Annotated in this window: 22 protein-coding genes; 14 read left to right on the top strand and 8 right to left on the bottom strand. The window is 73.1% G+C overall.

All coding sequences use genetic code 11. From position 1 onward, the window contains the following. Positions 1-12: 12 nt before the first annotated feature. Positions 13-3,186, bottom strand: a complete 3,174-nt coding sequence (ileS, locus tag AB0H37_RS17875; protein WP_360613799.1) for an isoleucine--tRNA ligase — start codon at positions 3,184-3,186, stop codon at positions 13-15. Positions 3,187-4,036: 850 nt separating this feature from the next. On the opposite strand from ileS, the gene AB0H37_RS17870 reads away from it, so the two are divergent. Genes AB0H37_RS17870 through AB0H37_RS17860 form a run of 3 tightly spaced genes read left to right on the top strand, consistent with a single transcriptional unit; the run spans position 4,037 to position 6,080 of the window. Then, the gene (locus AB0H37_RS17870; RefSeq protein WP_229809944.1) at positions 4,037-4,417 is read left to right on the top strand and encodes a TraR/DksA C4-type zinc finger protein; all 381 of its coding nucleotides are present in this window, start codon (positions 4,037-4,039) and stop codon (positions 4,415-4,417) included. Next, positions 4,390-5,148 carry a signal peptidase II gene (gene lspA, locus AB0H37_RS17865; protein ID WP_360613797.1) on the top strand — a complete coding sequence of 253 codons (759 nt, stop codon included), beginning with the start codon at positions 4,390-4,392 and terminating at the stop codon, positions 5,146-5,148. The genes AB0H37_RS17870 and lspA overlap by 28 nt, the downstream gene beginning before the upstream one ends. Continuing rightward, positions 5,148-6,080 (top strand): RluA family pseudouridine synthase, encoded by a 933-nt coding sequence (locus tag AB0H37_RS17860; protein ID WP_329098325.1) that lies wholly within the window; start codon positions 5,148-5,150, stop codon positions 6,078-6,080. Before lspA ends, AB0H37_RS17860 begins: the two co-directional genes overlap by 1 nt. 2 nt (positions 6,081-6,082) lie before the next feature. Here AB0H37_RS17860 and AB0H37_RS17855 read toward each other — a convergent pair whose 3' ends face one another. Genes AB0H37_RS17855 through AB0H37_RS17845 form a run of 3 tightly spaced genes read right to left on the bottom strand, consistent with a single transcriptional unit; the run spans position 6,083 to position 7,526 of the window. Further along, entirely contained in the window at positions 6,083-6,394 is a 312-nt protein-coding gene (locus tag AB0H37_RS17855) for an AzlD domain-containing protein (RefSeq protein WP_329093073.1), read from the bottom strand. Then, positions 6,391-7,167, bottom strand: coding sequence for an AzlC family ABC transporter permease (locus AB0H37_RS17850; protein ID WP_360613795.1), 777 nt, complete (start codon positions 7,165-7,167; stop codon positions 6,391-6,393). Before AB0H37_RS17850 ends, AB0H37_RS17855 begins: the two co-directional genes overlap by 4 nt. Next, positions 7,164-7,526, bottom strand: a complete 363-nt coding sequence (locus AB0H37_RS17845) for a chorismate mutase (RefSeq protein WP_329093068.1) — start codon at positions 7,524-7,526, stop codon at positions 7,164-7,166. The genes AB0H37_RS17850 and AB0H37_RS17845 overlap by 4 nt, the downstream gene beginning before the upstream one ends. Positions 7,527-7,983: 457 nt before the next feature. Here AB0H37_RS17845 and dnaE point away from each other — a divergent pair, with 457 nt between their 5' ends. Continuing rightward, positions 7,984-11,514 (top strand): DNA polymerase III subunit alpha, encoded by a 3,531-nt coding sequence (gene dnaE / locus AB0H37_RS17840; RefSeq protein ID WP_329093066.1) that lies wholly within the window; start codon positions 7,984-7,986, stop codon positions 11,512-11,514. Between the two features lie 69 nt (positions 11,515-11,583). Here the strand turns inward: dnaE and AB0H37_RS17835 are convergent, their stop codons facing one another. Then, entirely contained in the window at positions 11,584-12,279 is a 696-nt protein-coding gene (locus tag AB0H37_RS17835) for a DUF6882 domain-containing protein (protein WP_179833900.1), read from the bottom strand. A 128-nt stretch (positions 12,280-12,407) separates the two neighbouring features. Here AB0H37_RS17835 and AB0H37_RS17830 point away from each other — a divergent pair, with 128 nt between their 5' ends. Further along, the gene (locus AB0H37_RS17830) at positions 12,408-13,010 is read left to right on the top strand and encodes a hypothetical protein (protein ID WP_360613793.1); all 603 of its coding nucleotides are present in this window, start codon (positions 12,408-12,410) and stop codon (positions 13,008-13,010) included. Here AB0H37_RS17830 and ybaK read toward each other — a convergent pair. Further along, a complete protein-coding gene (ybaK, locus tag AB0H37_RS17825) occupies positions 12,894-13,391 on the bottom strand; it encodes a Cys-tRNA(Pro) deacylase (protein WP_360613791.1) in 498 nt (165 codons plus the stop codon). The genes AB0H37_RS17830 and ybaK overlap by 117 nt on opposite strands. A gap of 22 nt (positions 13,392-13,413) precedes the next feature. Continuing rightward, positions 13,414-14,076, bottom strand: a complete 663-nt coding sequence (locus tag AB0H37_RS17820) for an LON peptidase substrate-binding domain-containing protein (RefSeq protein WP_360613789.1) — start codon at positions 14,074-14,076, stop codon at positions 13,414-13,416. A gap of 121 nt (positions 14,077-14,197) precedes the next feature. Between AB0H37_RS17820 and AB0H37_RS17815 the strand changes: the two genes are divergently transcribed. From AB0H37_RS17815 to AB0H37_RS17775, 9 genes are all read left to right on the top strand, one after another. Continuing rightward, positions 14,198-15,010, top strand: a complete 813-nt coding sequence (locus tag AB0H37_RS17815; RefSeq protein ID WP_360613787.1) for a PhzF family phenazine biosynthesis protein — start codon at positions 14,198-14,200, stop codon at positions 15,008-15,010. An 81-nt stretch (positions 15,011-15,091) separates the two neighbouring features. Beyond that, positions 15,092-16,399 carry a histidinol dehydrogenase gene (gene hisD, locus AB0H37_RS17810; protein WP_179833904.1) on the top strand — a complete coding sequence of 436 codons (1,308 nt, stop codon included), beginning with the start codon at positions 15,092-15,094 and terminating at the stop codon, positions 16,397-16,399. Next, positions 16,396-17,517, top strand: a complete 1,122-nt coding sequence (locus AB0H37_RS17805) for a histidinol-phosphate transaminase (RefSeq protein WP_360613785.1) — start codon at positions 16,396-16,398, stop codon at positions 17,515-17,517. The genes hisD and AB0H37_RS17805 overlap by 4 nt, the downstream gene beginning before the upstream one ends. Continuing rightward, complete coding sequence (gene hisB / locus AB0H37_RS17800; RefSeq protein WP_329093055.1) at positions 17,514-18,107, top strand: imidazoleglycerol-phosphate dehydratase HisB; 594 nt, start codon at positions 17,514-17,516, stop codon at positions 18,105-18,107. The genes AB0H37_RS17805 and hisB overlap by 4 nt, the downstream gene beginning before the upstream one ends. Positions 18,108-18,109: 2 nt before the next feature. Further along, positions 18,110-18,280, top strand: a complete 171-nt coding sequence (locus AB0H37_RS17795; protein ID WP_179833907.1) for a hypothetical protein — start codon at positions 18,110-18,112, stop codon at positions 18,278-18,280. 13 nt (positions 18,281-18,293) lie between these two features. Continuing rightward, on the top strand, positions 18,294-18,929 hold the full coding sequence (gene hisH / locus AB0H37_RS17790) for an imidazole glycerol phosphate synthase subunit HisH (RefSeq protein WP_179833908.1): 636 nt from the start codon (positions 18,294-18,296) through the stop codon (positions 18,927-18,929). Between the two features lie 34 nt (positions 18,930-18,963). Further along, positions 18,964-19,683, top strand: a complete 720-nt coding sequence (gene priA, locus AB0H37_RS17785) for a bifunctional 1-(5-phosphoribosyl)-5-((5-phosphoribosylamino)methylideneamino)imidazole-4-carboxamide isomerase/phosphoribosylanthranilate isomerase PriA (protein ID WP_360613782.1) — start codon at positions 18,964-18,966, stop codon at positions 19,681-19,683. Continuing rightward, positions 19,680-20,441 carry an imidazole glycerol phosphate synthase subunit HisF gene (hisF, locus tag AB0H37_RS17780; protein ID WP_179833910.1) on the top strand — a complete coding sequence of 254 codons (762 nt, stop codon included), beginning with the start codon at positions 19,680-19,682 and terminating at the stop codon, positions 20,439-20,441. Before priA ends, hisF begins: the two co-directional genes overlap by 4 nt. A gap of 16 nt (positions 20,442-20,457) precedes the next feature. Then, a complete protein-coding gene (locus AB0H37_RS17775; RefSeq protein ID WP_360613780.1) occupies positions 20,458-21,327 on the top strand; it encodes a hypothetical protein in 870 nt (289 codons plus the stop codon). 127 nt (positions 21,328-21,454) lie between these two features. Here AB0H37_RS17775 and AB0H37_RS17770 read toward each other — a convergent pair whose 3' ends face one another. Beyond that, complete coding sequence (locus AB0H37_RS17770) at positions 21,455-23,182, bottom strand: CocE/NonD family hydrolase (RefSeq protein ID WP_360613778.1); 1,728 nt, start codon at positions 23,180-23,182, stop codon at positions 21,455-21,457. Position 23,183 lies beyond the last annotated feature (1 nt).

Raw genomic sequence — 23,183 nt, 5'->3', positions numbered from 1 at the left:
CGGCGGAGAGGGTCACGCCTTGCGGAGGTAGTACGTGAGGCCGAGGTCCTCGTCGCGGGTGGCGGTCAGGCCCTCGGGGCGGCCCTCGGCGACCGTGGCGGCGAGGACCTCGGCGGCGACCTCGTCGCCGTGGGCGCGCAGCGCCTCGGCGAGGTCGGTGCCGGTGGCCTCCCACCACAGGTCGATGCGGTCGGTCACCTCCAGCCCGGCGGCCTTGCGGCCCTCCTGGACGAGCCGGACGGCCTCCCGCACCAGTCCCGCGCGGCGCAGTTCGGGCGTGACGGTGAGGTCGAGCGCGACCGTCTCGCCGGCGGCGCTCTCGACCGCCCACCCGCTGCGCGGGCGCTCGGTGACGATCACGTCGTCCGGGCCGAGCGGCACCGCGCCGACGCCGTCGGCCTCGACCTGCGCCGAGCCCGCCCGCAGCGCCTGGACGAGGGCGGCCGGATCCGCGGAGGTGATCGCCTTGGCGACCTTCGGGGTGTCCTTGGCGTACCGCTTGCCCAGCTCGCGGAAGTTGGGCTTGACCGCGTACTCGACCAGGTCGCCGCCGATCGAGGACAGCTCCTCGAAGCCGAGCACGTTCAGCTCCTCGGAGATCTGCGCGCGCAACTGCTCGGGCAGCGCGGACCAGCCGGGCGCGCCGACCAGGGCGCGGCCGAGGGGCTGCCGGGTCCGCACGCCGCTGGCGGCCCGCGCGGACCGGCCGAGCTCGACCAGGCGGCGGACGAGCGCCATCCGCTCGGTCAGCTCCTCGTCCAGGAGGCTCTCGTCGACGGTGGGCCAGGCGGTGAGGTGCACCGACTCGGAGCCGTCCTCGGGGCGGATCACGTCCCAGACGTGGTCGGTGATGAACGGGACGATCGGCGCCATCAACCGGGTGAGGGTCTCCAGGCACTCGTAGAGCGTCGCGAACGCGGCCGAGCCCTCGGGCGACTCCGGGCCCTCCCAGAAGCGCCGCCGGGAGCGCCGCACGTACCAGTTGGACAGGTCGTCCACGAACTGCGAGAGCCGGCGTCCCGCGCGGGCGGTGTCGAACTCCTCCAGCGCGGCGTCGACCTCGCGGACGGTGCGGTGCAGCTCGGCGAGCGCCCAGCGGTCCAGGAGCGGGCGGTCGGCGGGGGCGGGGGCCTCGGGAAGCCGGTCGGGCGTCCACGCACGCCCCTGCGCCTGCGCCGCGTTGGCGTACAGGACGAAGAAGGACGCGGTGTTCCAGTAGGTGAGGAGGACCTTGCGGACGATCTCCTCAAGGGCACCGTGCCCGACACGGCGGGACGCCCACGGCAGCCCGCTCGCGGCCATGAACCAGCGCACCGCGTCGGCGCCGTGCTGGTCCATCAGCGGGATGGGGCGCAGCACGTTGCCGAGGTGCTTGCTCATCTTGCGGCCGTCCTCGGCGAGGATCAGGCCGAGGCACACGACGTTCTCGTAGGACGACTGGTCGAACACCAGCGTCCCGACGGCCATGAGCGAGTAGAACCATCCGCGGGTCTGGTCCTGGGCCTCGCAGATGTACTGGGCCGGGTAGGCGTCCTCGAAGACCTCGTTGTTGCGGTGGGGGGCGCCCCACTGCGCGAACGGCATGGACCCGGAGTCGTACCAGGCGTCGATGACGTCCGGGACGCGGCGCGCCTCCGTCCCGCACTTCGGGCAGGGGAACGTGACGTCGTCCACGTACGGGCGGTGCGGGTCGAGCGCGGACAGGTCGCTTCCCGCCAGCTCGCCCAGTTCCTTCAGCGACCCTACGCAGGTGACGTGCTCCTCGTCCTCGCCGCAGACCCACAGGGGGAGCGGCGTGCCCCAGTAGCGGCTGCGGGACAGCGACCAGTCGACGTTGTTGCGCAGCCACTCCCCGTACCGGCCGTGCTTGACGGTCTCGGGGTACCAGTTGGTCTTCTCGTTCTCCTCCAGCAGCCGGTCCTTGATCTGCGTGGTGCGGATGTACCAGGCCGGGAGCGCGTAGTAGAGCAGCGGCGTGTGGCAGCGCCAGCAGTGGGGGTAGCTGTGGTCGAAGTGCCCGCCGCGGAACAGCAGCCCGCGCGCGCGCAGGTCGTCGGTGAGCGGCTCGTCGGCGTCCTTGAAGAACTTGTTGCCGACCAGGGGCACCTCACGCAGGAACCTCCCGTCCGGCCCGATCGGGTTGACGATCGGCATGCCGTAGTTCTTGCAGACGGTCATGTCGTCGCCGCCGAACGCGGGGGCCTGGTGGACGAGCCCGGTGCCGTCCTCCACGGTGACGTAGTCGCCCAGGACGACGTAGTGCGCGTCGGGGATGTCGACGAGGTCGAACGGCCGCCGGTAGGGGGTCCGCTCGAGCTCGGTGCCCTGGAACGTGGCGAGCCGCTCGGCGCCCTCGCCGAGGACCTGGTCGACCAGGGGTTCGGCCACCACGAGCACCTCGTCGGACCCCTGCGGCCGGGCGGCCACGTACGTGACGTCAGGGTGGACGGCCACGGCGGTGTTCGACACCAGCGTCCAGGGGGTCGTCGTCCAGATCAGCAGCGCGGCGTCCATCTCGGCCAGCGGGCCGGACGTGACGGGCATCCGCACGAACACCGACGGGCTGGACACGGTCTCGTACCCGCCCGGCTGGCCCAGCTCGTGGTCCGACAGGCCCGTCCCGCAGCGCGGGCAGTACGGCGTGATGCGGAAGTCGCGGAACAGCAGGCCCTTGTCGAACACCTGCTTCAGGGACCACCAGACGGCCTCGACGTACTCGGGGTCCATCGTGCGGTAGGCCTGGTCGGTGTTGACCCAGTAGCCCATCCGCTCGGTCATCTCCTCGAAGGCGTCCACGTGGCGCAGGACCGATTCGCGGCAGCGGGCGTTGAACTCCGCGACGCCGTACTCCTCGATGTCCTTCTTGCCGGTGAGGCCGAGCTCCTTCTCGACGGCGACCTCGACGGGCAGGCCGTGGCAGTCCCAGCCGGCCTTGCGCGGGACGTGGTGGCCCTTCATGGTCTTGAAGCGCGGGAAGACGTCCTTGAAGACGCGGGCCTCGACGTGGTGGACGCCGGGCATCCCGTTGGCGGTCGGAGGCCCCTCGTAGAACACCCACGGGGTCCCGGACGCGGTGCGCTCGAGCGACCGCTCGAAGACCTTGTTCTCCTGCCAGCGGCGCAGCATGTCCCGCTCCAGGGCGGGCAGATCGACCTGCGCGGGCAGCGGCCGAAAACCTCGGCTCACGATGCGGACCTCCGGATCGACGCGAACACGTTGACCGGAGGGACGAGGCGGCTGCCCCGCGGTACCACCCTCCTTGACCGTGCCCGTACGGCGCGGTCCGCTTCGTTCCAGTCTGGGCGGCCGGATCTACTGGGCCCCTCGGCGGGGCGGTTCTTCCGGCGGCTCCGGGGTGATCAGACCGCCGGGCTCGCCCCCGGGCTCGCACCGTCCCCGGGTCGCTCATGGCTGCGTGCGGCGGCAGGTGTCCCCATCAGTGCCTGCCATGCGACTGCTGGTCCCGACCTTAACGCACGCCGGACCCCGGCTCTTCCCCTTTTCCCGTCCAGGGGACACGGTTCCTTTGCGATCTCGTACGCCGTGCTGGAGTTTCCATGCGTTCGGCGACCGGGCATAAGCGGTCGGTAACGCGGCCCAGGTTGTTTACCGTGTCCGAGAGAGGGGACCAATGCTGCCCGCACTGCCCGTCGAGGCGACCAGCGCGAGGGAGGCCGACATGGCCGGCGCGATGAGGGGCGCGACGCCCGCCGAAAGCAAGAGCCGGGGCGCGGCGCGGCCGTCCCAGACCAGGACGCCCGGCGCGAGAACGGATTCGGCTGGGAAAGGCGCGGCAGAAAAAGGGACGGCTGAGAAAGACGCTCCTGGAAAGGGCGCCGCCGGAAAGGGGAGAGCCGCAAAGGGCCCGGCCAAGCCGGGCGCCGCCAAGAACCCCGCGAGGGGCCCGGCCGCGAAGCCGGGCAGGCCGGGGGCCGGGCGCGGACCCGCGAAGCGCGGCAAGGGCGGGACGGCCGCGAAGACCGGCGAGGCGGCGGCGCCGGACGCGCGGGAACCGGCGAGGACGGCGGCCGCGGAGCTGCCGGTCCGCGAGGGGGAGCACCAGTGGACGCCGGGTGAGCTGGCCGAGGTGCGGGCGGGCCTGGAGGAGCAGGTCCAGGGGCTGCGCAGCGAGATCGCCGCCTCCGCCAGCCAGATCGCCGAGGGCGACGCCAGCGACGGGGCGGGCGACGACCAGGCCGACGCGGGCGCCAAGACCTACGAGCGCGAGCACGAGCTCGCACTGGCCTACAATTCACAGGACCTGCTCGCCCAGATCGAGCGGGCCGTCCAGCGGATGGACGCCGGCACGTACGGGATCTGCGAGTCCTGCGCCAGGCCGATCGGCAAGGCGCGCCTCCAGGCCTTCCCGCGTGCGACCCTGTGTGTGACATGCAAACAACGCGAGGAACGTCGCTGAGCGACTCAACGAACCCAGAGCGGCAGGCCGGGGAGACCGCGGGATCTCCCCGGCCGCGCCGCGTCGGCGTGCTGGTCGCCGTGGCCCTGGCCGCGCTCGCCGCCGACATCGTGTCCAAGATCATCGTGGTGTCGACGCTGCAGGACCGCGCGCCGGTCCGGCTGCTCGGCGGGCTGCTGACGCTGCGCGAGACCCGCAACAGCGGCGCCGCGTTCTCGATCGGCACCGGCTACACCATCGTGTTCACGCTGATCGCCTGCGGGGTGGTCGTGGCGATCCTGCGGACCGCCCGGAACCTGCGCAGCGCACCGTGGGCGGTCTGCCTCGGGCTGCTGCTCGGCGGCGCGGTCGGCAACCTCATCGACCGGCTGCTGCGGGCCCCGGCCCCGCTGAAGGGCCACGTCGTCGACTGGATCCAGCTGCCGCACTGGCCGGTGTTCAACCTGGCCGACTCCGCGATCGTCTGCGGCGGCGTGCTGGCCGTCCTGCTGGCGGCGCGCGGCCTCCAGGTGGACGGGACGCGCCTCAAGGACGATGCCCCCGGCACGGACGGTGCTCCGAACGCGGGCGAGAGTCCGGAAGCGGTGGCCTCCCCCGGCACGGGCGGCACCGCCGAGGGCGAGGGCCCCGAGGACCCCCCGAAAGACGCCCCCGAGGATGCACCCGAGGACGCACCCGCCCGTGAGCCCGAGGACGGGGCCGAGGTCCCGGCCCCGGAGGAGAAGTCATGATGGGCGACGTGCGAAGCCTCCCCGTCCCGGACGGACTGGAGGGCGAGCGGATCGACGCCGCGCTGGCGCGGCTGTTCGGGCTGTCGCGCGGCAGCGCCGCCGACATCATCGCCGCGGGCGACGTCGTGCTGGACGGCGCGCCCGTGGCCACCAAGTCCGAGCGGCTGCACGCCGGCGCCTGGCTGGAGGTCACGCTCCCGCCGCCGCCCGCGCCGCCCGCCCCGGTCGCCGAGCCCGTCCCCGGGATGGGCGTGCTTTTCGAGGACGACGACATCGTCGTGGTGAACAAGCCGGTCGGCGTCGCCGCCCACCCGACCACCGGCTGGACGGGCCCGACCGTCCTCGGCGGGCTGCTCGGGGCCGGGCACACGATCGCCACCAGCGGCGCGTCCGAGCGGCAGGGGATCGTGCACCGGCTGGACGCCAACACCACCGGCGCCATGGTCGTGGCGAAGAGCGAGGTCGCCTACTCGCGGCTCAAGCGCGCGTTCAAGGAGCGCCGCATCGACAAGCGCTACCAGGCGCTCGTGCAGGGCCATCCCGACCCGTTCCGCGGGACGGTCGACGCCCCCATCGACCGGCACCCCTCCGGCGACGGCCGGTTCGCGGTCGTCGCGGGCGGGAAGCCGTCCGTCACCCACTACGACACCGTCGAGGCGTTCCGGGCCGCATCGCTGCTCGACATCGACCTGGAGACGGGCCGCACGCACCAGATCCGCGTCCACATGTCCGCGATCCGGCACCCGTGCGTGGGCGACATGGCCTACGGCGCCGACCCGACCCTGGCCGAGCGCCTCGGCCTCAGGCGGCAGTGGCTGCACGCCGCCCGGCTCGGGTTCGAGCACCCCACCAGGGGTGAGTGGGTGGAGTTCGAGAGCCCCTACCCGGACGACCTGGCCCGCGCCCTGGAGATCGTCGCGGCGGAGTCCTGAGCTCAGAGGCCGAGCAGGCGCAGCCCCGCAGCGACACCGGCCGCGGCGACCAGCACCACCAGGAACGGCGCGCGCAGCAGGAGCGCGGCGACGGCGGCGCCCAGGCCCGCCAGCCGCGCGGCGTCCAACTCCAGGGCCCGGCCGTCGGCGAGCGCCTGGACGGCGATCAGCGCGGTGAGCAGCGCCACCGGGACCAGTTCGGTGAACCGGCGCACCCGCGGGTCGTCCAGCATCCGGCGCGGGGTGACGAGCCCGCCGAGCTTCAGCGCGTAGCAGCCGAGCCCGGTGGCGATCACCGCGATCCAGACGCTCACGGCGCCGCCCTCCGGCCGAGCAGCGCGGGCAGCGCGGCGACGGCGGCCAGCATGACCGGCACGCCCGGCGGCAGGACCGGCGTCGCCGCCACCGCGATCACCGCCGCGGCGACGGCGACGCGGACCGCGGCCCGCCCGCCGGTGAGCCGCGGCCAGAGCAGGGCGAGGAACGCCGCCGGGCCGAGGACGTCCAGGCCCACGGCCTCGGGGTCGCCCAGCCGCGCCGCGCCCACCCCGCCCAGCAGCGTGGTGAGGTTCCACACCAGGTAGAGGGTGATCGCCGTCGTGTAGAACCCGGCGCGGGCGGCGTCCCGGCCGCGCTGCGCGGTCGCCACGGCGGCCGTCTCGTCGATGACGACGTGCGCGGTGACCAGCCTGCGCCGGCCGCGCACGCCGAGCGTCGCCGCGAGCCGCATCCCGTACAGGGCGTTGCGCCCGCCGAGCAGGACCGCGCCGAGCGTCCCGGCGACCAGCCCGCCGCCCCCGCCGATCACCCCGGCCAGCGCGAACTGGGACGCGCCCGTGAACGCCAGCAGGCTCAGGGCGCACGCCTGCGCGACCGTCAGCCCCGCCGTCACCGCCGCCGCGCCGAACGCCAGGCCGGACACCCCGACGGCGACGCCCACGCTGAGCCCGTCGCGGACCGCCGCGGCCCGCGCGGCCTCGTCCGGGGCGGCCTCGTCCGGAGCGCTCTGGTCCGGGGCGGCGTCGTCACGAGCGGGCTCGTCGGGGACGCCCTCACCGGCCGCCCGCGCGGACCCGTGCGCGCTCATCGGCCGGACTCGGCCGCGTCCAGCCCCGCCTCGATGATCGCGTTCACGATGGGAGCGAGCCGGTCCGGGCCGAGGGACGGGGCGTGCGCCGCCATGGCCTCGACGATCCGCCGCTCGCGCTCGGGGTCGCGGCCGGCGAAGCCGCCGACCGGCTTGAGCCGCTGGACGACGGCGGCGACCGCGGTGCGGTGCTCCAGCAGCGTCGCGAGGGCGGCGTCGAGGCCGTCGATCGCCTCGCGGGCCTCGGCGAGCGTGGTGATGGCGGCGGCCGACGGCAGCGCGACCCGCACCTCGCCGGACGGCCCGCAGGCCGGGCAGCAAGCGTCCGCGGCGGCGGGATCGATCACCTGGTCGTTCATCTCGGGTCCCCTCTCGTGCGGCCCGTCCGGGCGAGGGGAGCAGGTGCCCCGGGCCGCGCCTGATCAGCAGAAAAGGCAGCTCCAGCAGAAAGGCAGAGTCCCTTGGACTCTGCCTCGGCCGGCTCCGGGGTCGTCGCTAGGTCGCGGGGGCGACCGGCTCACCCGGAGCCGGCTGCGTAAACCTGAAATGGCGACGTTCCACGGGGACGATCGTATTCCGTGCCGCCCCGGCGGCCAAACTCCGGACCTCCCGTCCCGGGTTTCGAGACGACCGGAAGGGGTCTCCCGGGATTGGGCGCGTCGGGGCGCGAGTGACCAGGGATGCGGGTTAGGCTCTCAGAGCCGCGTCGTTCCGGCGCCCGCCGGCCCGACGACCTTCCCCCGGTACCGATGCCGCGACCACGTGCCGATCCTGCACGTGGGCGGTCGCATGCGACGAGCAGGAGGCGCAGCACGCATGGCCGACTCTTTCGTTCACCTGCACGTTCACACCGAGTACTCCATGCTCGACGGAGCCGCCCGGTTGAAGCAGATGTTCGAGGAGGTCGGCCGGCAGAAGATGCCGGCGATCGCGATGACCGACCACGGCAACATGCACGGCGCCTACGACTTCCACAGGCAGGCGACCGCGGCCGGCGTCACCCCGATCATCGGCATCGAGGCCTACATGGCGCCGGAGTCCCGGTTCCACAAGAAGAAGATCCAGTGGGGCGAGCCGAGCCAGAAGCGCGACGACGTCTCCGGCGGCGGCCTGATCAACCACATGACGCTGTGGGCGCGCAACAGGGCCGGCCTGCACAACCTCTTCAAGCTCTCCAGCCGCGCCTACACCGAGGGCTTCGTCTTCAAGTACGCGCGCATGGACGAGGAGCTGCTCGCCGAGCACTCCGAGGGCCTGATGGCCACCACCGGCTGCCCGTCCGGCAAGGTCCAGACCCGGCTGCGGCTCGGCCAGTTCGACGAGGCGCTGAAGGCCGCCGCGAACTTCCAGGACATCCTCGGCAAGGAGAACTACTTCCTGGAGCTGATGGATCACGGCCTCGACATCGAGCGCCGTGTCCGCGACGGCCTCATCGAGATCAGCAAGCGGCTGAACATCCCGCCGGTCGTCACCAACGACTCCCACTACACGCACGAGTCCGAGGCCACCGCGCACGACGCGCTGCTGTGCGTGCAGGTGGGCAAGCAGCTCGCCGACCCCGACCGGTTCCGGTTCGACGGCAGCGGCTACTACCTGAAGACCGCCGACGAGATGCGCGCCATCGACTCCTCCGACATCTGGGCCGAGGGCTGCAGGAACACCCTGCTGATCGCCGAGCGCGTCGACCCCGCCGGGATGTTCGAGTACCGCGACCTCAGCCCCCGGTTCCCCGTCCCGGAGGGCGAGACCGAGGAGAGCTGGTTCCGCAAGGAGGTCTGGAAGGGCCTGGAGCGCCGCTTCCCGGACGGCCTCCCGGACGGCTACAAGGAGCAGGCCGAGTACGAGATGGGCGTCATCCTCGGCAAGGGGTACCCGTCCTACTTCCTCGTCGTCGCCGACTTCATCATGTGGGCCAAGGAGAACGGCATCCTGGTCGGCCCCGGACGCGGCAGCGCCGCGGGCTCGCTGATCGCCTACGCGATGGGCATCACCGACCTCGACCCCATCCCGCACGGGCTGATCTTCGAGCGGTTCCTGAACCCCGAGCGCGCGTCCATGCCCGACATCGACATCGACTTCCCTGAAGACCGGCGGGCCGAGGTCATCAGGTACACGACCGAGAAGTGGGGCGCCGACAAGGTCTCCTTCATCGCCACGTTCGGCACCATCAAGGCGAAGGCCGCCATCAAGGACGCGGGCCGCGTCCTCGGCTTCCCGTACGCGCTCGGCGACCGCATCTCCAAGGCGTTTCCGCCCGCCGTCATGGGCAAGGACATCCCGCTGTCGGGCATCTTCGACGACAAGCACCCGCGCTACGGCGAGGCGGGCGAGCTGCGCAAGCTGTACGAGGAAGAGACCGACGTCAAGCAGATCATGGACCTGGCGCAGGGCCTGGAGGGGCTGATCCGCCAGACCGGCGTGCACGCCGCCGGGGTCATCATGTCCGGTGAGACGATCACCGACCACATCCCGATCATGCGCCGGGACGCCGACGGGGCGATCATCACGCAGTTCGACTACCCGACCTGCGAGTCGCTCGGCCTGCTGAAGATGGACTTCCTCGGCCTGCGCAACCTGACGATCATCGACGACGCGCTCAAGGGCATCCGGAAGAACAAGGGCGTCGAGGTCGACCTGCTCGCCCTCTCGCTGGACGACCAGAAGACCTACGACCTGCTCGCCCGCGGCGACACCCTGGGCGTCTTCCAGTTCGACGGCGGCCCCATGCGCTCCCTGCTCCGGCTGATGAAGCCGGACAACTTCGAGGACATCTCCGCCGTGGGCGCCCTGTACCGGCCGGGCCCGATGGGCGCGAACTCCCACACCAACTACGCGCTGCGCAAGAACGGCGCGCAGGAGATCACCCCGATTCACCCGGAGCTGGAGGAGCCGCTCAGGGAGATCCTCGACACCACCTACGGCCTGATCGTCTACCAGGAGCAGGTCATGGCGATCGCGCAGAAGGTGGCGGGCTACACGCTCGGCAAGGCGGACCTGCTGCGCCGCGTCATGGGCAAGAAGAAGAAGGCCGAGCTGGACGCCCAGTTCGTCGGGTTCGAGCAGGGCATGATCGACAACGGTTTCTCCAAGCAGGCCGTGAAGACGCTGTGGGACATCCTCGTCCCCTTCTCCGACTACGCCTTCAACAAGGCGCACTCCGCCGCGTACGGCCTCGTCTCCTACTGGACGGCCTACCTCAAGGCGAACTACCCGGCCGAGTACATGGCGGGCGTGCTCACCTCCGTCGGCGACGACAAGGACAAGAGCGCCCTGTACCTGTCGGAGTGCCGCCGGATGGGCCTGAAGGTGCTGCCGCCCGACGTCAACACCTCCGAGGCCGACTTCACCCCGCTCGGCGACACCGAGATCCGGTTCGGTCTGTCGGCCGTCCGCAACGTCGGCACCAACGTCGTGGACGGGATCGTCGCGGCCCGCCGCGAGAAGGGCGCCTACACCGACTTCAACGACTTCCTCAACAAGGTCCCGCCGCCGGTGTGCAACAAGCGGGTGGTGGAGTCGCTGATCAAGGCGGGCGCGTTCGACGAGCTCGGCCACCAGCGCAAGGCGCTGCTGATGGTGCACGAGCAGGCCATCGACTCGGTCATCGACATCAAGCGCAAGGAGGCCGTCGGCCAGGACTCCCTGTTCGGCGCCCTGGAGGACGACGGCGGCGAGGACGCGTTCGCCGTCGCGATCCCCGAGGCCGAGGAGTGGGACAAGACCACCCTTCTCGCCTTCGAGCGGGAGATGCTCGGCCTGTACGTGTCGGACCACCCGCTCCTCGGCGTCGAGCACATCCTCGAACGGGAGGCCGACTGCACGATCGCCGTCCTCAACGGCGGCGAGCGTCCCGACGGCCAGGTGGTCATCGTGGCCGGGCTGCTCTCCGGCCTCCAGCGCAAGGTCACCAAACAGGGCAACTCCTGGGCCATGTTCCAGCTGGAGGACCTCGGCGGCTCCATCGAGGTGATGTGCTTCCCGTCGTCCTACCAGCTGTGCTCGACCCTCCTCGCCGAGGACGCCATCCTCGTCGTCAAGGGCCGCCTGGACCGCCGCGAGGACGTCGCGAAGATCATCGCGATGGAGGTCGTCCAGCCCGACCTCAGCGTCACCGACGCGACCGGCCCGCTCTCGGTCACGATGCCACTCGGCCGCTGCACGCCCCCCACGGTCTCCCGCCTCAAGGAGGTGCTGATCACCCACCCCGGCACCGCCGAGGTGCACCTCCACCTCCAGAACGGCCCGCGCACGACCGTCGTCCGGCTGGACGACAGGCTCCGCGTGGCACCGTCCCCGGCCCTGATGGGCGATCTGAAACAACTCCTGGGCCCCTCCTGCCTGGGCTGAGGAGGCGTTCAACGTCCGGCGCAGTGAGCACCACACGCGGTTTCTCGGGTTCGGGCCCCAGGCCTGAACCTAGGAAACCGCAATAAGCTCGGCTCTCCAGTCGACGAAGCGGCCGATTCCGTCGAAGTGGGCGCGGGCGGTGCCGCCGCCGGGGAGGGACACTTCGGTGAGCACGTCGCTCTGCCGGTAGGGGACGCGGTGGTGCGACAGGAGCCCGGCGAGGGTGAGGCGCGGCTCGTGGGGGAAGAGGCTGGCGGCGTTGGCCACCAGGCGGGGCAGGGGAACGGGGTCCCACTGGGCGGGCGGCGCCTGGGGGTCGTCGACGTGCAGGTAGGCGGAGCCGCCGTCGTAGCCCGCGCCGATGTATCCGGCGCCGCCGAGGACGCCGCCGGCGGCCATCGCGATCAGTTCGCCGCCGTGCCCGGCGGGGCCCTCGTACCAGGACAGGTCGATCTCGGGGGTGGTGAACTCGGTGATCCCGAGCCGTTCGCCGATGGCCCGGATGACCAGGGTCGGGGCGACGGCGGGGTGCGCGTCGCCGAACTGGGGGTTGGCCCAGCCCCACAGCCAGGTGCGCTCGCGGGCGGCGTAGCTGCCGAGCAGCGAGACGCGGACCGTGACGCCGCCGCTGGTGTAGCTGCGGGCGGTCAGGTCGGCGCTCCAGTCCTCGCGCGGCAGGAACTCGGCGAGCGTCTCCTGCTGCTGCAGGACGACGGCCGCCAGTGCGGCGCCGAGGCGTTCGAACGCAGGGCTGAATCCGGACATGTCGGGCACATTATCCCAGTAATCGGGGCTGCCGTGGGCGGGAATCGGACACCCTTCGAGAGTCGATCGGCTGACCGGGGCAGGCTAGGCTTTCGCTGTCGGACGACTTGCAACTAGGAGCGTACGAGGTGCGGCGACCCACCGGGAGGCTCTTGGCGATCTGGGCGGTCACCAGCGCCGTCGTCACGCTGCTGGGGCCGCTCGCCGGCCTGCTGTGGGCGGCGGTCGTCCCCGACGTGACGTACGTGGTCGTGCAGGGTGAGGCCCTTCTGGCCGACCCGGAAGGCCAGGGCCCGATCGGAATCGACGCCCGCTTCGCCCTGATCGCGCTCGTCGCCGGGATCGCGTGCGGCGTCGGCGCCTACCTGGCGGGCGGGCGCGGCAACGACTCCGCGCTGCTGCTCGGGCTGGCCGTGGGCGGCGCCGCCGCGGCCGTCCTCGCCTGGCAGACCGGCCACCTGATCGGCCTCGGGCACTTCGAGGACGCGGTCCGGCACGGGCGCGACGGCACCACCGTCACCGGCGTCGCCGACCTGCGCGCCAAGGGCGTGCTGGTGTTCTGGGCGCTGCCGGCGGTCGCCGCCTACGGGCTGCTGGAACTGGTCGTGCGGCGGCTACCCGCGGGCGATGGCGGCGACGCGGGCGCCGGTGAGGCGGACGAGATCGGCGGGGACGAGTTCGATCTGGAGTCCGCGCCGGCCGGCCGAGACGTAGACGGTCGCGAGCCCTGACGCCGACGCGTCGACCACGGTCGGCAGCCGCCTGCGCTGCCCGAGCGGGCTGATCCCGCCGACGACGTACCCGGTGGCGCGCTCGGCGTCGCGGGGGTCGGCCATCCGGGCCTTCTTGCCGCCGGCCGCCGCCGCGAGCGCCTTCAGGTCGAGGGTGGACGACACCGGGACGACACCGACCGCGAGGTTCCCGTCGATCTCGGCCAGCAGCGTCTTGAAGAGCCGGTCGTGCGGGACGCCGAGGGCGTCGGCGGCGGCCTCCCCGTAGGAGTCGGCGTTCGGGTCCACCTCGTAGGCGTGCAGCGTGAACTCGACGCCGGCCTTCGCCGCGGCGATCGTCGCGGGGGTGCCCTTGCCGCCCTTGGCCTTGGCAGTGCTCATGGGGGCAGTCTGCCGTGATCGCTCAGTTCGGCGTGAACGACCCGTCCAGGAACTGCCCGGCGGGGATCATCGGGAGCACGTCCAGGATGCGGTTCTCCCTGGCCAGCAGCTCGCCCTCCGCCGCCAGCCGCAGCGCCGCGTCCTCGTGCTCCAGCAGGCGCTGCTTCTCGTGCCCGTCCAGCACGAGCGACGCCGCGATCGCATACGACAGCGCGACCGGTTCGCCCGGCGGGTCGATCTCCTCCAGCGGGCCGGCGCCGGCCGCGCTGAGGCGCCGCCGGTAGCTCCGGAACAGCCGCCGGACCCGCGCCGCGGCGGGCTCAGGGTCGGCGCCGGGCTCCTCGGGCAGGAACTCGACCTCGCCCTGCAGGTAGGGCCGGGACCGGTCCAGCTCCTTCAGCCGGAACCGCCGTGCGCCGACGGCGACGATGTCGTACCGCCCGTCCGGGTGGGGCGTCACCTCGCGCAGCTCGGCGACGCAGCCGACCTCGGCGAGGCGGTGCGCCGCGCCCTCGCCGACCTCGTGGCCGAGTTCGATGCCGACGACGCCGAAACCGCGGGGCTCGGGCAGTTCGAGGAGGTCGGCGACCAGCCGGCGGTAGCGGTCCTCGAACAGGTGCAGGGGGAGCACCAGGCCGGGGAACAGCACGGTGCCGAGGGGGAACAGGGCGAGCCGCTCGGTCACATCTTCTCTCCCGCGCTCCTGGGCGCAATCGGAAACGCCCGTGCCGCCAGGGTACGTCGCAAATGATGATCTTGGTAAGGGGTGATTTTTCACAGGGTGAAGCAGGTGTAACGTCGGCGCCATGAGGATGCTCGTCGTCGACGCCTTCGCCGGCCGCGCGTTCGCCGGCAACCCCGCCGGGGTGTGCCTGCTCACCGGTGCCGCCGACGCCGCATGGATGCAGCGCGTCGCCGCGGAGATGCGGCACTCCGAGACGGCGTTCGCCCGCCCGCTCCAGGACGGGGGCGCCGACTTCGAGTTGCGGTGGTTCACCCCGAAGACGGAGGTCGCCCTCTGCGGGCACGCCACACTCGGTTCCGCCCACGCCCTCTACGAGACGGGGACGGCCGAGGCGGGGCGCCCGATCAGGTTCCGCACGCTCAGAAGCGGCGTCCTCACCGTCACCCCGGAGGAGGACGGCGCGCTGGCGATGGACTTCCCGGTGATGCGCGCCGACCCCGTCGAGGTGCCCGGGGGGCTCGCGGAGGCACTCGGCGCCAAAGTGCTGCACACCGGGCGCAACGCCCAGAACGACCTGCTGGCCGAGGTCCCGGACGAGACCTCCGTGCGGGACCTCGCCCCGGACGTCCGGGCGCTCGCCGGGATCGACGCCCGCGGCGTGATCGTCACGGCGGCCGCCGACCCCGGCCGGGACCACGACTTCGTGTCCCGGTTCTTCGCCCCGCGCGTCCTGCCCGGCGACGCCGAGGACCCGGTGACCGGCTCCGCCCACTGCGCCCTCGCTCCCTACTGGGCCGAGCGCCTCGGCCGCGACGCCCTGACCGGCTACCAGGCGTCGCCGCGCGGCGGGTACGTCCGCGTGGCCCTGCACGGCGACCGGGTGACCCTCGCCGGCCGGGCCGTCACCGTCCTGGACGGCGCCCTGCGGGTCTGACTCCCCGCACCGGGCCGACACGGGCGTCTCGGGACGTGAGACGGTGCGCGAGGGACGGAGGGCACTCCGTAGACTGGACGGGTGATTTCCCGTATCGACCTGCGCGGCTCGCTTCCCGGCGATCTGCGCTCCGTGCTGCCCCGCGCCGAACTCGACGTCGAGGCCGCCCTGGACAAGGTGCGGCCCATCTGCGAGGACGTGCGCCATCGCGGCTCGGCGGCGGTACGGGAGCACACCGGCCGGCTCGACGGGGTCGAACTGGAGCGCGTCCGGGTCCCGGTCGAGGTCGTGCACCGGGCGCTCGCCGACCTCGATCCGGCCGTCCGGGACGCGCTGGAGGAGAGCATCCGCCGGGCTCGCGCCGTGCACCGCGCCCAGCGCCGCACGGACGTCACCACGCAGGTCGTGCCCGGCGGCACCGTCACCGAGCGGTGGATCCCGGTCGGGCGCGTCGGCCTGTACGTGCCGGGCGGCCGCGCCGTCTACCCGTCCAGCGTGGTCATGAACGTCGTCCCCGCGCAGGAGGCGGGCGTCGGCTCCCTCGCCGTCACCTCGCCCGCGCAGAAGGACTTCGGCGGGCTGCCGCACCCCTCGATCCTCGCCGCGTGCGCGCTGCTCGGCGTCGACGAGGTGTACGCCGCGGGCGGCGCGCAGGCGATCGCGATGTTCGCCTACGGCACCGACGAGTGCCCGCGCGCCGATCTGGTCACCGGGCCCGGCAACGTCTACGTCGCCGCCGCCAAGCGGCTGCTCAAGGGCGTGATCGGCATCGACGCCGAGGCCGGCCCGACGGAGATCGCGATCCTCGCCGACGGCACCGCCGACCCGGTGGAGGTCGCCGCCGACCTGATCAGCCAGGCCGAGCACGACACGCTCGCGGCCGCCGTCCTGGTCACCGACTCGGTGCGGCTCGCCGACGAGGTCGAGGCCGAGGTGAAGGCGCAGGTCGCCCGCGCCCGGCACAACGAGCGGATCACCGAGGCGCTGGCCGGGCGGCAGTCCGGCATCGTCCTGGTCGACGACGTCGACGACGGACTGAAGGTCGTGGACGCCTACGCCGCCGAGCACCTGGAGATCCAGACCGCCGACGCCGCCGCGGTCGCCGCGCGCGTCCGCAACGCCGGGGCGGTCTTCGTGGGCCGGTACGCGCCGGTGTCGCTCGGCGACTACCTGGCCGGGTCCAACCACGTCCTGCCGACCGGCGGGTGCGCCTGCCACTCCTCCGGGCTGTCGGTCCAGTCGTTCCTGCGCGGCGTGCACGTCGTCGAGTACGACCGCGACGCCCTCGCCGAGGCCACCGCGCGCGTCGTCGCGCTCGCCGAGGCCGAGGACCTGCCCGCCCACGGCGCCGCCCTCAAGGCCCGCTTCGACTGGGAGATCCCTTCGTGACCTCGCTCAACGACCTGCCGCTGCGGGACGACCTGCGCGGCCGGGAGCCCTACGGCGCGCCCCAGCTGGACGTCCCGTACGCGCTGAACACCAACGAGAACCCCTACCCGCCGTCCGAGCGGCTCGTGAAGGCCCTCGGCGAGGCCGTCATGGACGTCGCCGGGTCCCTGAACCGCTACCCCGACCGGGACGCGGTCGCGCTCCGCGAGGACCTCGCCGCCTTCCTGAACGCCGACACGCCCGGCGCGGGCCTCACCGCGGCCCGGGTGTGGGCCGCGAACGGCTCCAACGAGATCATCCAGCAGATCCTGCAGGCGTTCGGCGGGGCCGGCCGCACCGCGCTCGGCTTCGAGCCGTCCTACTCGATGCACCCGATCATCACCGGGGTGTCCGGGACCCGCTGGGTGAACGCCTTCCGCGACGAGGACTTCGGCCTCGAACCCGAGCGCGCCGTCGCGGCCGTCGAGGAGCACCGCCCCGACATCGTGTTCCTGACCTCGCCCAACAACCCGACCGGCACGGCGCTGCCCCTCGACGCGATCGAGGCCGTCCTCGCGGCCGCGCCCGGCATGGTCGTCGTCGACGAGGCCTACGCCGAGTTCCGCCGCGCGGGCACCCCGTCCGCGCTGACGCTGCTGGACGGCCACCCGCGGCTGATCGTCACCCGGACGATGTCCAAGGCGTTCGCGATGGCCGGGGCCCGGCTCGGCTACCTGGCCGCCGCCCCCGCCGTGATCGACGCGCTGCTGCTCGTCCGGCTGCCCTACCACCTGTCGGCCGTCACCCAGGCCGTCGCGCGCACCGCCCTCGCCCACGGCGAGGAGCTGCTCGGCGGCGTCGACGCGCTGCGCCGCGAGCGCGACGACCTCGTCGTGTGGCTGCGGGCCGAGGGGCTCCGGGTCGCCGACTCCGACGCCAACTTCGTCCTGTTCGGGACGTTCCCCGACCGCCGCCGCGTCTGGGAGGACCTGCTGGAACGCGGCGTGCTGATCCGGGAGGTGGGCCCGCCCGAGTGGCTGCGGGTCAGCGTCGGCACCCCGGCGGAGATGGCCGCCTTCCGCACCGCGCTCCGGCAGGCGCGCGGAGCCGGCACCGAGAACAGCGAGGAGAGTCTGTGACGCGCAAGGGACGAGTCGAGCGCGGGACCGGGGAGACCCAGGTCCTCGTGGAGATCGACCTCGACGGCACCGGGCAGGTCGACGTCGCGACCGGCGTGGGGTTCTTCGACCACATGCTGGCGCAGCTCGGCAAGCACGGGTCGTTCGACCTGACCGTCAAGACCACCGGCGACCTGCACATCGACAGCCACCACACCATCGAGGACACCGCGATCGCGCTCGGCGCGGCGTTCCGCGAGGCGCTGGGCGACAAGTCCGGCATTCGCCGCTTCGCCGACGCCTCCATCCCGCTCGACGAGGCGCTCGCCCAGGTCACCGTGGACGTCTCCGGTCGCCCCTACCTGGTGCACGTGGAGCCGGACGGCATGGCGCCGATGATCGGCCCCGAGTACGACACCACGATGACCCGGCACATCTTCGAGTCGTTCGTGTCGAACGCGCGGGTCGCGCTGCACGTCCACGTTCCCTACGGCCGCAACGCCCACCACATCGTCGAGGCGCAGTTCAAGGCCCTCGCCCGCGCGCTGCGCGACGCCGTGGCGTTCGACCCGAAGGTGCACGGCATCCCCTCCACCAAGGGGGCCCTGTAGCCGTGGACATCGGTGGCCTGCACCTCACCTACGGCACCGTGGCGATCTTCGCGGTCGCCGTGTTCCTGCTGGCGGGCGTGTACAGCTTCGTCAAGCAGGGTCTCAAGATCGCCGCGCTGCTCCTGCTGGTGCTCGCCGGGGCGGCCGTCGCCGGGGGAGTGATGTGGTCGTGAGGGTGATCCGGCCGTGAAGAAGATCGTCATCCTGGACTACGGCTCGGGGAACCTGCGCTCCGCCGAGCGCGCGGTGGCCCGCGCCGGCGCGGAGGTGACCGTCACCGCCGACCGGGACGCCGCGCTCGCCGCCGACGGCCTGGTCGTCCCGGGCGTCGGCGCGTTCGCCGCCTGCATGGCGGGCCTGCGCTCGGTGCACGGCGACCAGATCATCGGCCGCCGCCTGGCGGGCGGCCGCCCCGTCCTCGGCATCTGCGTCGGCATGCAGATCCTGTTCTCCAAGGGCATCGAGCACGGCGTCACCACCCAGGGCTGCGACGAGTGGCCGGGCACGGTCGACCGCCTGAACGCCCCGGTCGTCCCGCACATGGGGTGGAACACGGTGGACGTCCCCGAGGGCTCCGTGCTCTTCGAGGGCCTGCGCGACGAGCGCTTCTACTTCGTCCACTCCTACGCGGCCCGCAGCTGGGACCTGGAGACCGACCCGACCGGCACCATCCCGGCGCCCCTGGTCACCTGGTCCGAGCACGGCGACCGCTTCGTCGCCGCGGTCGAGAACGGCCCCCTGTGCGCCACCCAGTTCCATCCGGAGAAGTCCGGCGACGCCGGCGCCCACCTCCTGCGCAACTGGCTCGCCACCCTGGCCTAGGCACCCGTCCCATCTGCATCGATAGGGTTTCCGCATGACTTTGACGCTCCTTCCCGCCGTCGACGTCGCCGACGGCCGGGCAGTCCGGCTGGTGCAGGGCGAGGCCGGCACCGAGACCTCCTACGGCGCGCCGCTGGAGGCCGCGCTCGCCTGGCAGGGGGCGGGGGCGGAGTGGATCCATCTGGTGGACCTCGACGCCGCGTTCGGGCGCGGCTCCAACCGGGAGCTGCTCGCCGAGGTGACCGGGAAGCTGGACGTGAAGGTGGAGCTGTCGGGCGGCATCCGCGACGACGCGTCGCTGGAGGCGGCCCTGGCCACCGGGTGCGCCCGGGTCAACATCGGCACCGCCGCGCTGGAGGACCCCGCCTGGTGCCGCAAGATCATCGCCTCGCACGGCGACCGGATCGCGGTGGGGCTGGACGTGCGGGGAACGACGCTGGCCGCGCGCGGGTGGACGCGGGAGGGCGGCGACCTGTGGGAGGTCCTCGCGCGGCTGGAGGACGACGGCTGCCCCCGGTACGTGGTCACCGACGTCACCAAGGACGGGACGCTGCGCGGCCCCAACACCGGATTGCTGCGCGAGGTCTGCTCCCGGACGGACAGGCCCGTCGTCGCCTCCGGCGGCGTCTCGTCGCTGGACGACCTTCGGGCGCTGGCCGGGCTCGTCCCGAACGGCGTCGAGGGCGCGATCGTCGGCAAGGCGCTCTACGCCGGGGCGTTCACGCTGGAAGAGGCCCTGGAGGCCGTGAAGTGACCGTCGCCGTGCGGGTGATCCCGTGCCTGGACGTCGACGCCGGGCGCGTGGTCAAGGGCGTCAACTTCCAGAACCTGCGGGACGCGGGCGACCCCGTGGAGCTGGCCCGCCGCTACGACGCCGAGGGCGCCGACGAGCTGACGTTCCTGGACATCACCGCCTCCAGCGCCGACCGCTCCACGACCTACGACGTGGTGCGGCGCACCGCCGAGCAGGTGTTCATCCCGCTGACGGTCGGCGGCGGCATCCGCACCGTCGAGGACGTCGACCGGCTGCTGCGCGCCGGCGCCGACAAGGTCTCGATCAACACCGCGGCGATCGCGCGGCCGGAGTTCCTGCGGGAGGCCGCGCACCGGTTCGGGTCGCAGTGCGTCGTCCTGTCGGTGGACGCCCGGCGCGCCGCGGGGACGCCGTCCGGGTTCGAGGTCACCACGCACGGAGGCCGCAAGGGCACCGGCATCGACGCGATCGAGTGGGCCCGCCGCGGCGCGGAGCTCGGCGTCGGGGAGATCCTGCTGAACTCGATGGACGCCGACGGCACCAAGGCCGGCTTCGACCTGGACATGCTGCGCCGCGTCCGGGAGGCCGTCACCGTCCCGGTGATCGCCAGCGGAGGCGCGGGGGCGGTCGGGCACTTCGCCCCCGCCGTGGAGGCGGGCGCGGACGCCGTCCTCGCCGCCAGCGTCTTCCACTTCGGGGAATTGAAGATCTCCGACGTCAAGGCCGCGCTGGGCGCCGCAGGCAACCCCGTTCGCTGAAGAGGAATCCCCCCGCATGCGTATCGCTCTCGCGACCTGTTCGCTGCTGCCCGACGGAAGCGACGACGTCCAGGACCTGATCCGCGCCCTGGCGGCCGAGGGCGTCGCCGCCGAGCCCGTCGCCTGGGACGCCGACGTCGACTGGCCCCGGTACGACCTGGTCGTCATCCGCTCCACCTGGGACTACACCGCCCGACGGGACGAGTTCGTGGCATGGGCGGAGAGCCTGCCCCGCGTCCTCAACCCCGCCGCGATCGTGCGGTGGAACACCGACAAGCGCTACCTGCGCGACCTCGCCGACGCGGGCGTCCCCGTCGTCCCGACGCTGTGGGACCCGGACGACATCCCCTCCAAGTGGCCCGAGTACGTCATCAAGCCGGCCGTCTCGATCGGCGCGGGCGACACCGCCCGCTGGGGCCCCGGCGAGGAGGACGCGGCCCGCGCCCACCTGCGCTCGCTCCGCGAGGCGGGCCGGACGGTGATGGTCCAGCCGTACCTGTCCGCCGTCGACACGGTCGGCGAGACGGCGCTGATCTTCTGCGACGGCGAGTACAGCCACGCCGCCCGCAAGGCGCAGATCCTCGCCGCGGGCGCGGGCGTCCAGGGCCACGTCCGGGACGACCCGACGCGCGGCCAGGTCACCGCGTCCACGGCCACGGAGGCCGAGCTGGAGGTGGCCCGCCGCGCCCTGGCCGCCGTCCCGCACGGCGACGATCTCCTCTACGCCCGCGTCGACATGATCCCCGGCCCGGACGGCGCCCCGATGCTCATCGAGCTCGAACTGACCGAACCCGCCCTCTACCTCCACCACGCCCCCGGCAGCGCCGAGAGATTCGCCGTGTCCATAGGCGCCGCCCTCGCGTCAGGCGCTGGAGCGCCTTCCTGACGGGCGACGCGGCGATCGCTGCATCGCTCCGGCTCGCCTTGCGGCTCGCTGCGCGATCAGGTTCTCGCAGCTCGAACCCGGCTTCGCACGCGATCGCACGCCGGAGTCGGCGCGCTTCCGGGCGCGGTCACGGGGCGTCCTCGTCGGGAGCCGGGACGGCGGTCTCGGGGGAGTGCTCGACGACGGGGAGGATGATCGCGGACGGGTGGTCGGGGTCGTGCAGAACCTCCTGCCGGGCGGTGACCATCCTCGTCGCGGTGGTGGCGAGGGGCTCGCCGGTGCCGGGGTTGGCGGCGACCTTGGGGTGGGCGCCGCTGGTGACGTGGACCCGGACGCGGTGGCCGCGCTGGAACCGGTGGCCCGTGGGCCACAGGTCGACGGCGAGGCGGAACACCCCGCCGGTCCCGACGGGCCCGGCCGCGGCGGAGGGCAGGCGCAGGCCGCCCTCGCAGACGTTGCGGGACGTCCCGTCCGGGGAGACGTCGCAGAGCCGGACGACGAAGTCGGTGTGCTCGCGGTCCGAGCGGACGAACAGGTCGGCGCCGACCGGGCCGATCACGTCCAGGTCGGCGTCGAGCGGCGGAGAGGTGAACACCAGCACGTCCGGCCGCCGCTCCAGGGGGCGGTTGTCGACGGGTCGCGAGCTGCCGAGCAGGGTGGGGCCGCCGAGCGCGGGCGTCGGGCGTGCGGGGTCGAAGCGGTAGGCGCTGGGCGGGGCGTCGAGCGGGCCGTCCTCGCCGAGGCCCCCGCCGGCGTGCAGGTGCCAGCGCGTCTGCCGCGCCCCCGGCGGGGGCCATTCGCGGTAGTGCCGCCACTCGCGGGCGCCGGTGACGTAGAGGCGGACGGGGTCGCGCCGCAGCCCGGACGGGTCGCCCTGCAGATGGGCGCGGAACCAGGCGAGCGACTCGCGGATCGCCGGCAGGCCGTGGCGCGCGTCGGTGTGCCACCAGGGGCCGATCGTCAGGTACGGGACGCGCCCGGCGGCGCGCAGCGCCAGGTAGTCCTTGATCATCCAGGGCAGGAACACGTCGTACCAGCCGCCGAGGAGGGTGGCGGGCGCGGCGACCTCGCCGACGGTGGCGCTGAAGTCGCGGGTGTCCCAGTAGCCGTCGGCGGTACCGTGGCCCGCGAGCAGGTCCTGGTAGAAGCGCATGGGCTCGCCGCCGGCCAGCACGTCCAGCTCGGCGAGCGGGCGGCCGGAGCGGGCGGCGCGCAGGACGCGGCGCCGCGACGTCAGCGGCGCGGTCAGCATGCCGAGCCGCCGCTGCTGCCGGTGCGTGAGGTCGGTCCAGGTGAGCGTGGACTCCAGGGCGAACGACCCGCCCACGTAGGCGGCGTCCCGGAACGTGGACGCGGTGATCTGCAGGGACATCGCCTTCAGCTCGGGCCCCGCCTCGGCGGCGATCGCCCAGGCCGCGTAGCCGAGGTAGCTCGGCCCGAACGTGGCGAACGAGCCGTGGAACCAGGGCTGCCGCTTCAGCCACTCGACGGTGGCGAGCCCGTCGGCGCGCTCGCTGCCGAGGGGGTCGAACTCGCCCCCGGACCCGGAGGTCCCGCGGGCGCTCTGCACGACCAGCTGGAAACCGAACGGGACGAACAGCAGGCCGTTGGCGAGGGCGGCGGGGCCGCGCCGCCCGTAGGGGGTCCGGACGAGGATGGTGGGGGGCCGCTCGACACCGGCCGGGACGTACCGGTCGGCGAGGAGGGTGACCCCGTCCGGCATGGTCACCGGCAGGGCGCGCTCGACGGTGTAGGGGGCCAGGCCGCGCGGCCACGACAGACCTGCCGCCCACGGCAGGCCCTTCGGCCGGGGCAGCCTGATGGGCGGGACGGGCAGTCGGTCCCAGGGCGCCATG

Origin of the sequence: Actinomadura sp. NPDC023710, from assembly GCF_040639875.1 — a bacterium.
Taxonomy (GTDB): domain Bacteria; phylum Actinomycetota; class Actinomycetes; order Streptosporangiales; family Streptosporangiaceae; genus Spirillospora; species Spirillospora citrea.
The sequence above is the reverse complement of the archived record's forward strand: the minus strand, read 5'-3'. Positions and strand labels throughout refer to the sequence as shown.

Excerpts from the sequence above, each read along its gene's own strand:
- lspA (WP_360613797.1), top strand. The coding sequence starts at position 4,390 with ATGCAAACAACGCGAGGAACGTCGCTGAGCGACTCAACGAACCCAGAG.
- AB0H37_RS17860 (WP_329098325.1), top strand. The coding sequence starts at position 5,148 with ATGGGCGACGTGCGAAGCCTCCCCGTCCCGGACGGACTGGAGGGCGAG.
- AB0H37_RS17850 (WP_360613795.1), bottom strand. The coding sequence starts at position 7,167 with ATGAGCGCGCACGGGTCCGCGCGGGCGGCCGGTGAGGGCGTCCCCGAC.
- AB0H37_RS17845 (WP_329093068.1), bottom strand. The coding sequence starts at position 7,526 with ATGAACGACCAGGTGATCGATCCCGCCGCCGCGGACGCTTGCTGCCCG.
- dnaE (WP_329093066.1), top strand. The coding sequence starts at position 7,984 with ATGGCCGACTCTTTCGTTCACCTGCACGTTCACACCGAGTACTCCATG.
- AB0H37_RS17835 (WP_179833900.1), bottom strand. The coding sequence starts at position 12,279 with ATGTCCGGATTCAGCCCTGCGTTCGAACGCCTCGGCGCCGCACTGGCG.
- ybaK (WP_360613791.1), bottom strand. The coding sequence starts at position 13,391 with ATGAGCACTGCCAAGGCCAAGGGCGGCAAGGGCACCCCCGCGACGATC.
- AB0H37_RS17815 (WP_360613787.1), top strand. The coding sequence starts at position 14,198 with ATGAGGATGCTCGTCGTCGACGCCTTCGCCGGCCGCGCGTTCGCCGGC.
- priA (WP_360613782.1), top strand. The coding sequence starts at position 18,964 with ATGACTTTGACGCTCCTTCCCGCCGTCGACGTCGCCGACGGCCGGGCA.
- AB0H37_RS17775 (WP_360613780.1), top strand. The coding sequence starts at position 20,458 with ATGCGTATCGCTCTCGCGACCTGTTCGCTGCTGCCCGACGGAAGCGAC.
- AB0H37_RS17770 (WP_360613778.1), bottom strand. The coding sequence starts at position 23,182 with ATGGCGCCCTGGGACCGACTGCCCGTCCCGCCCATCAGGCTGCCCCGG.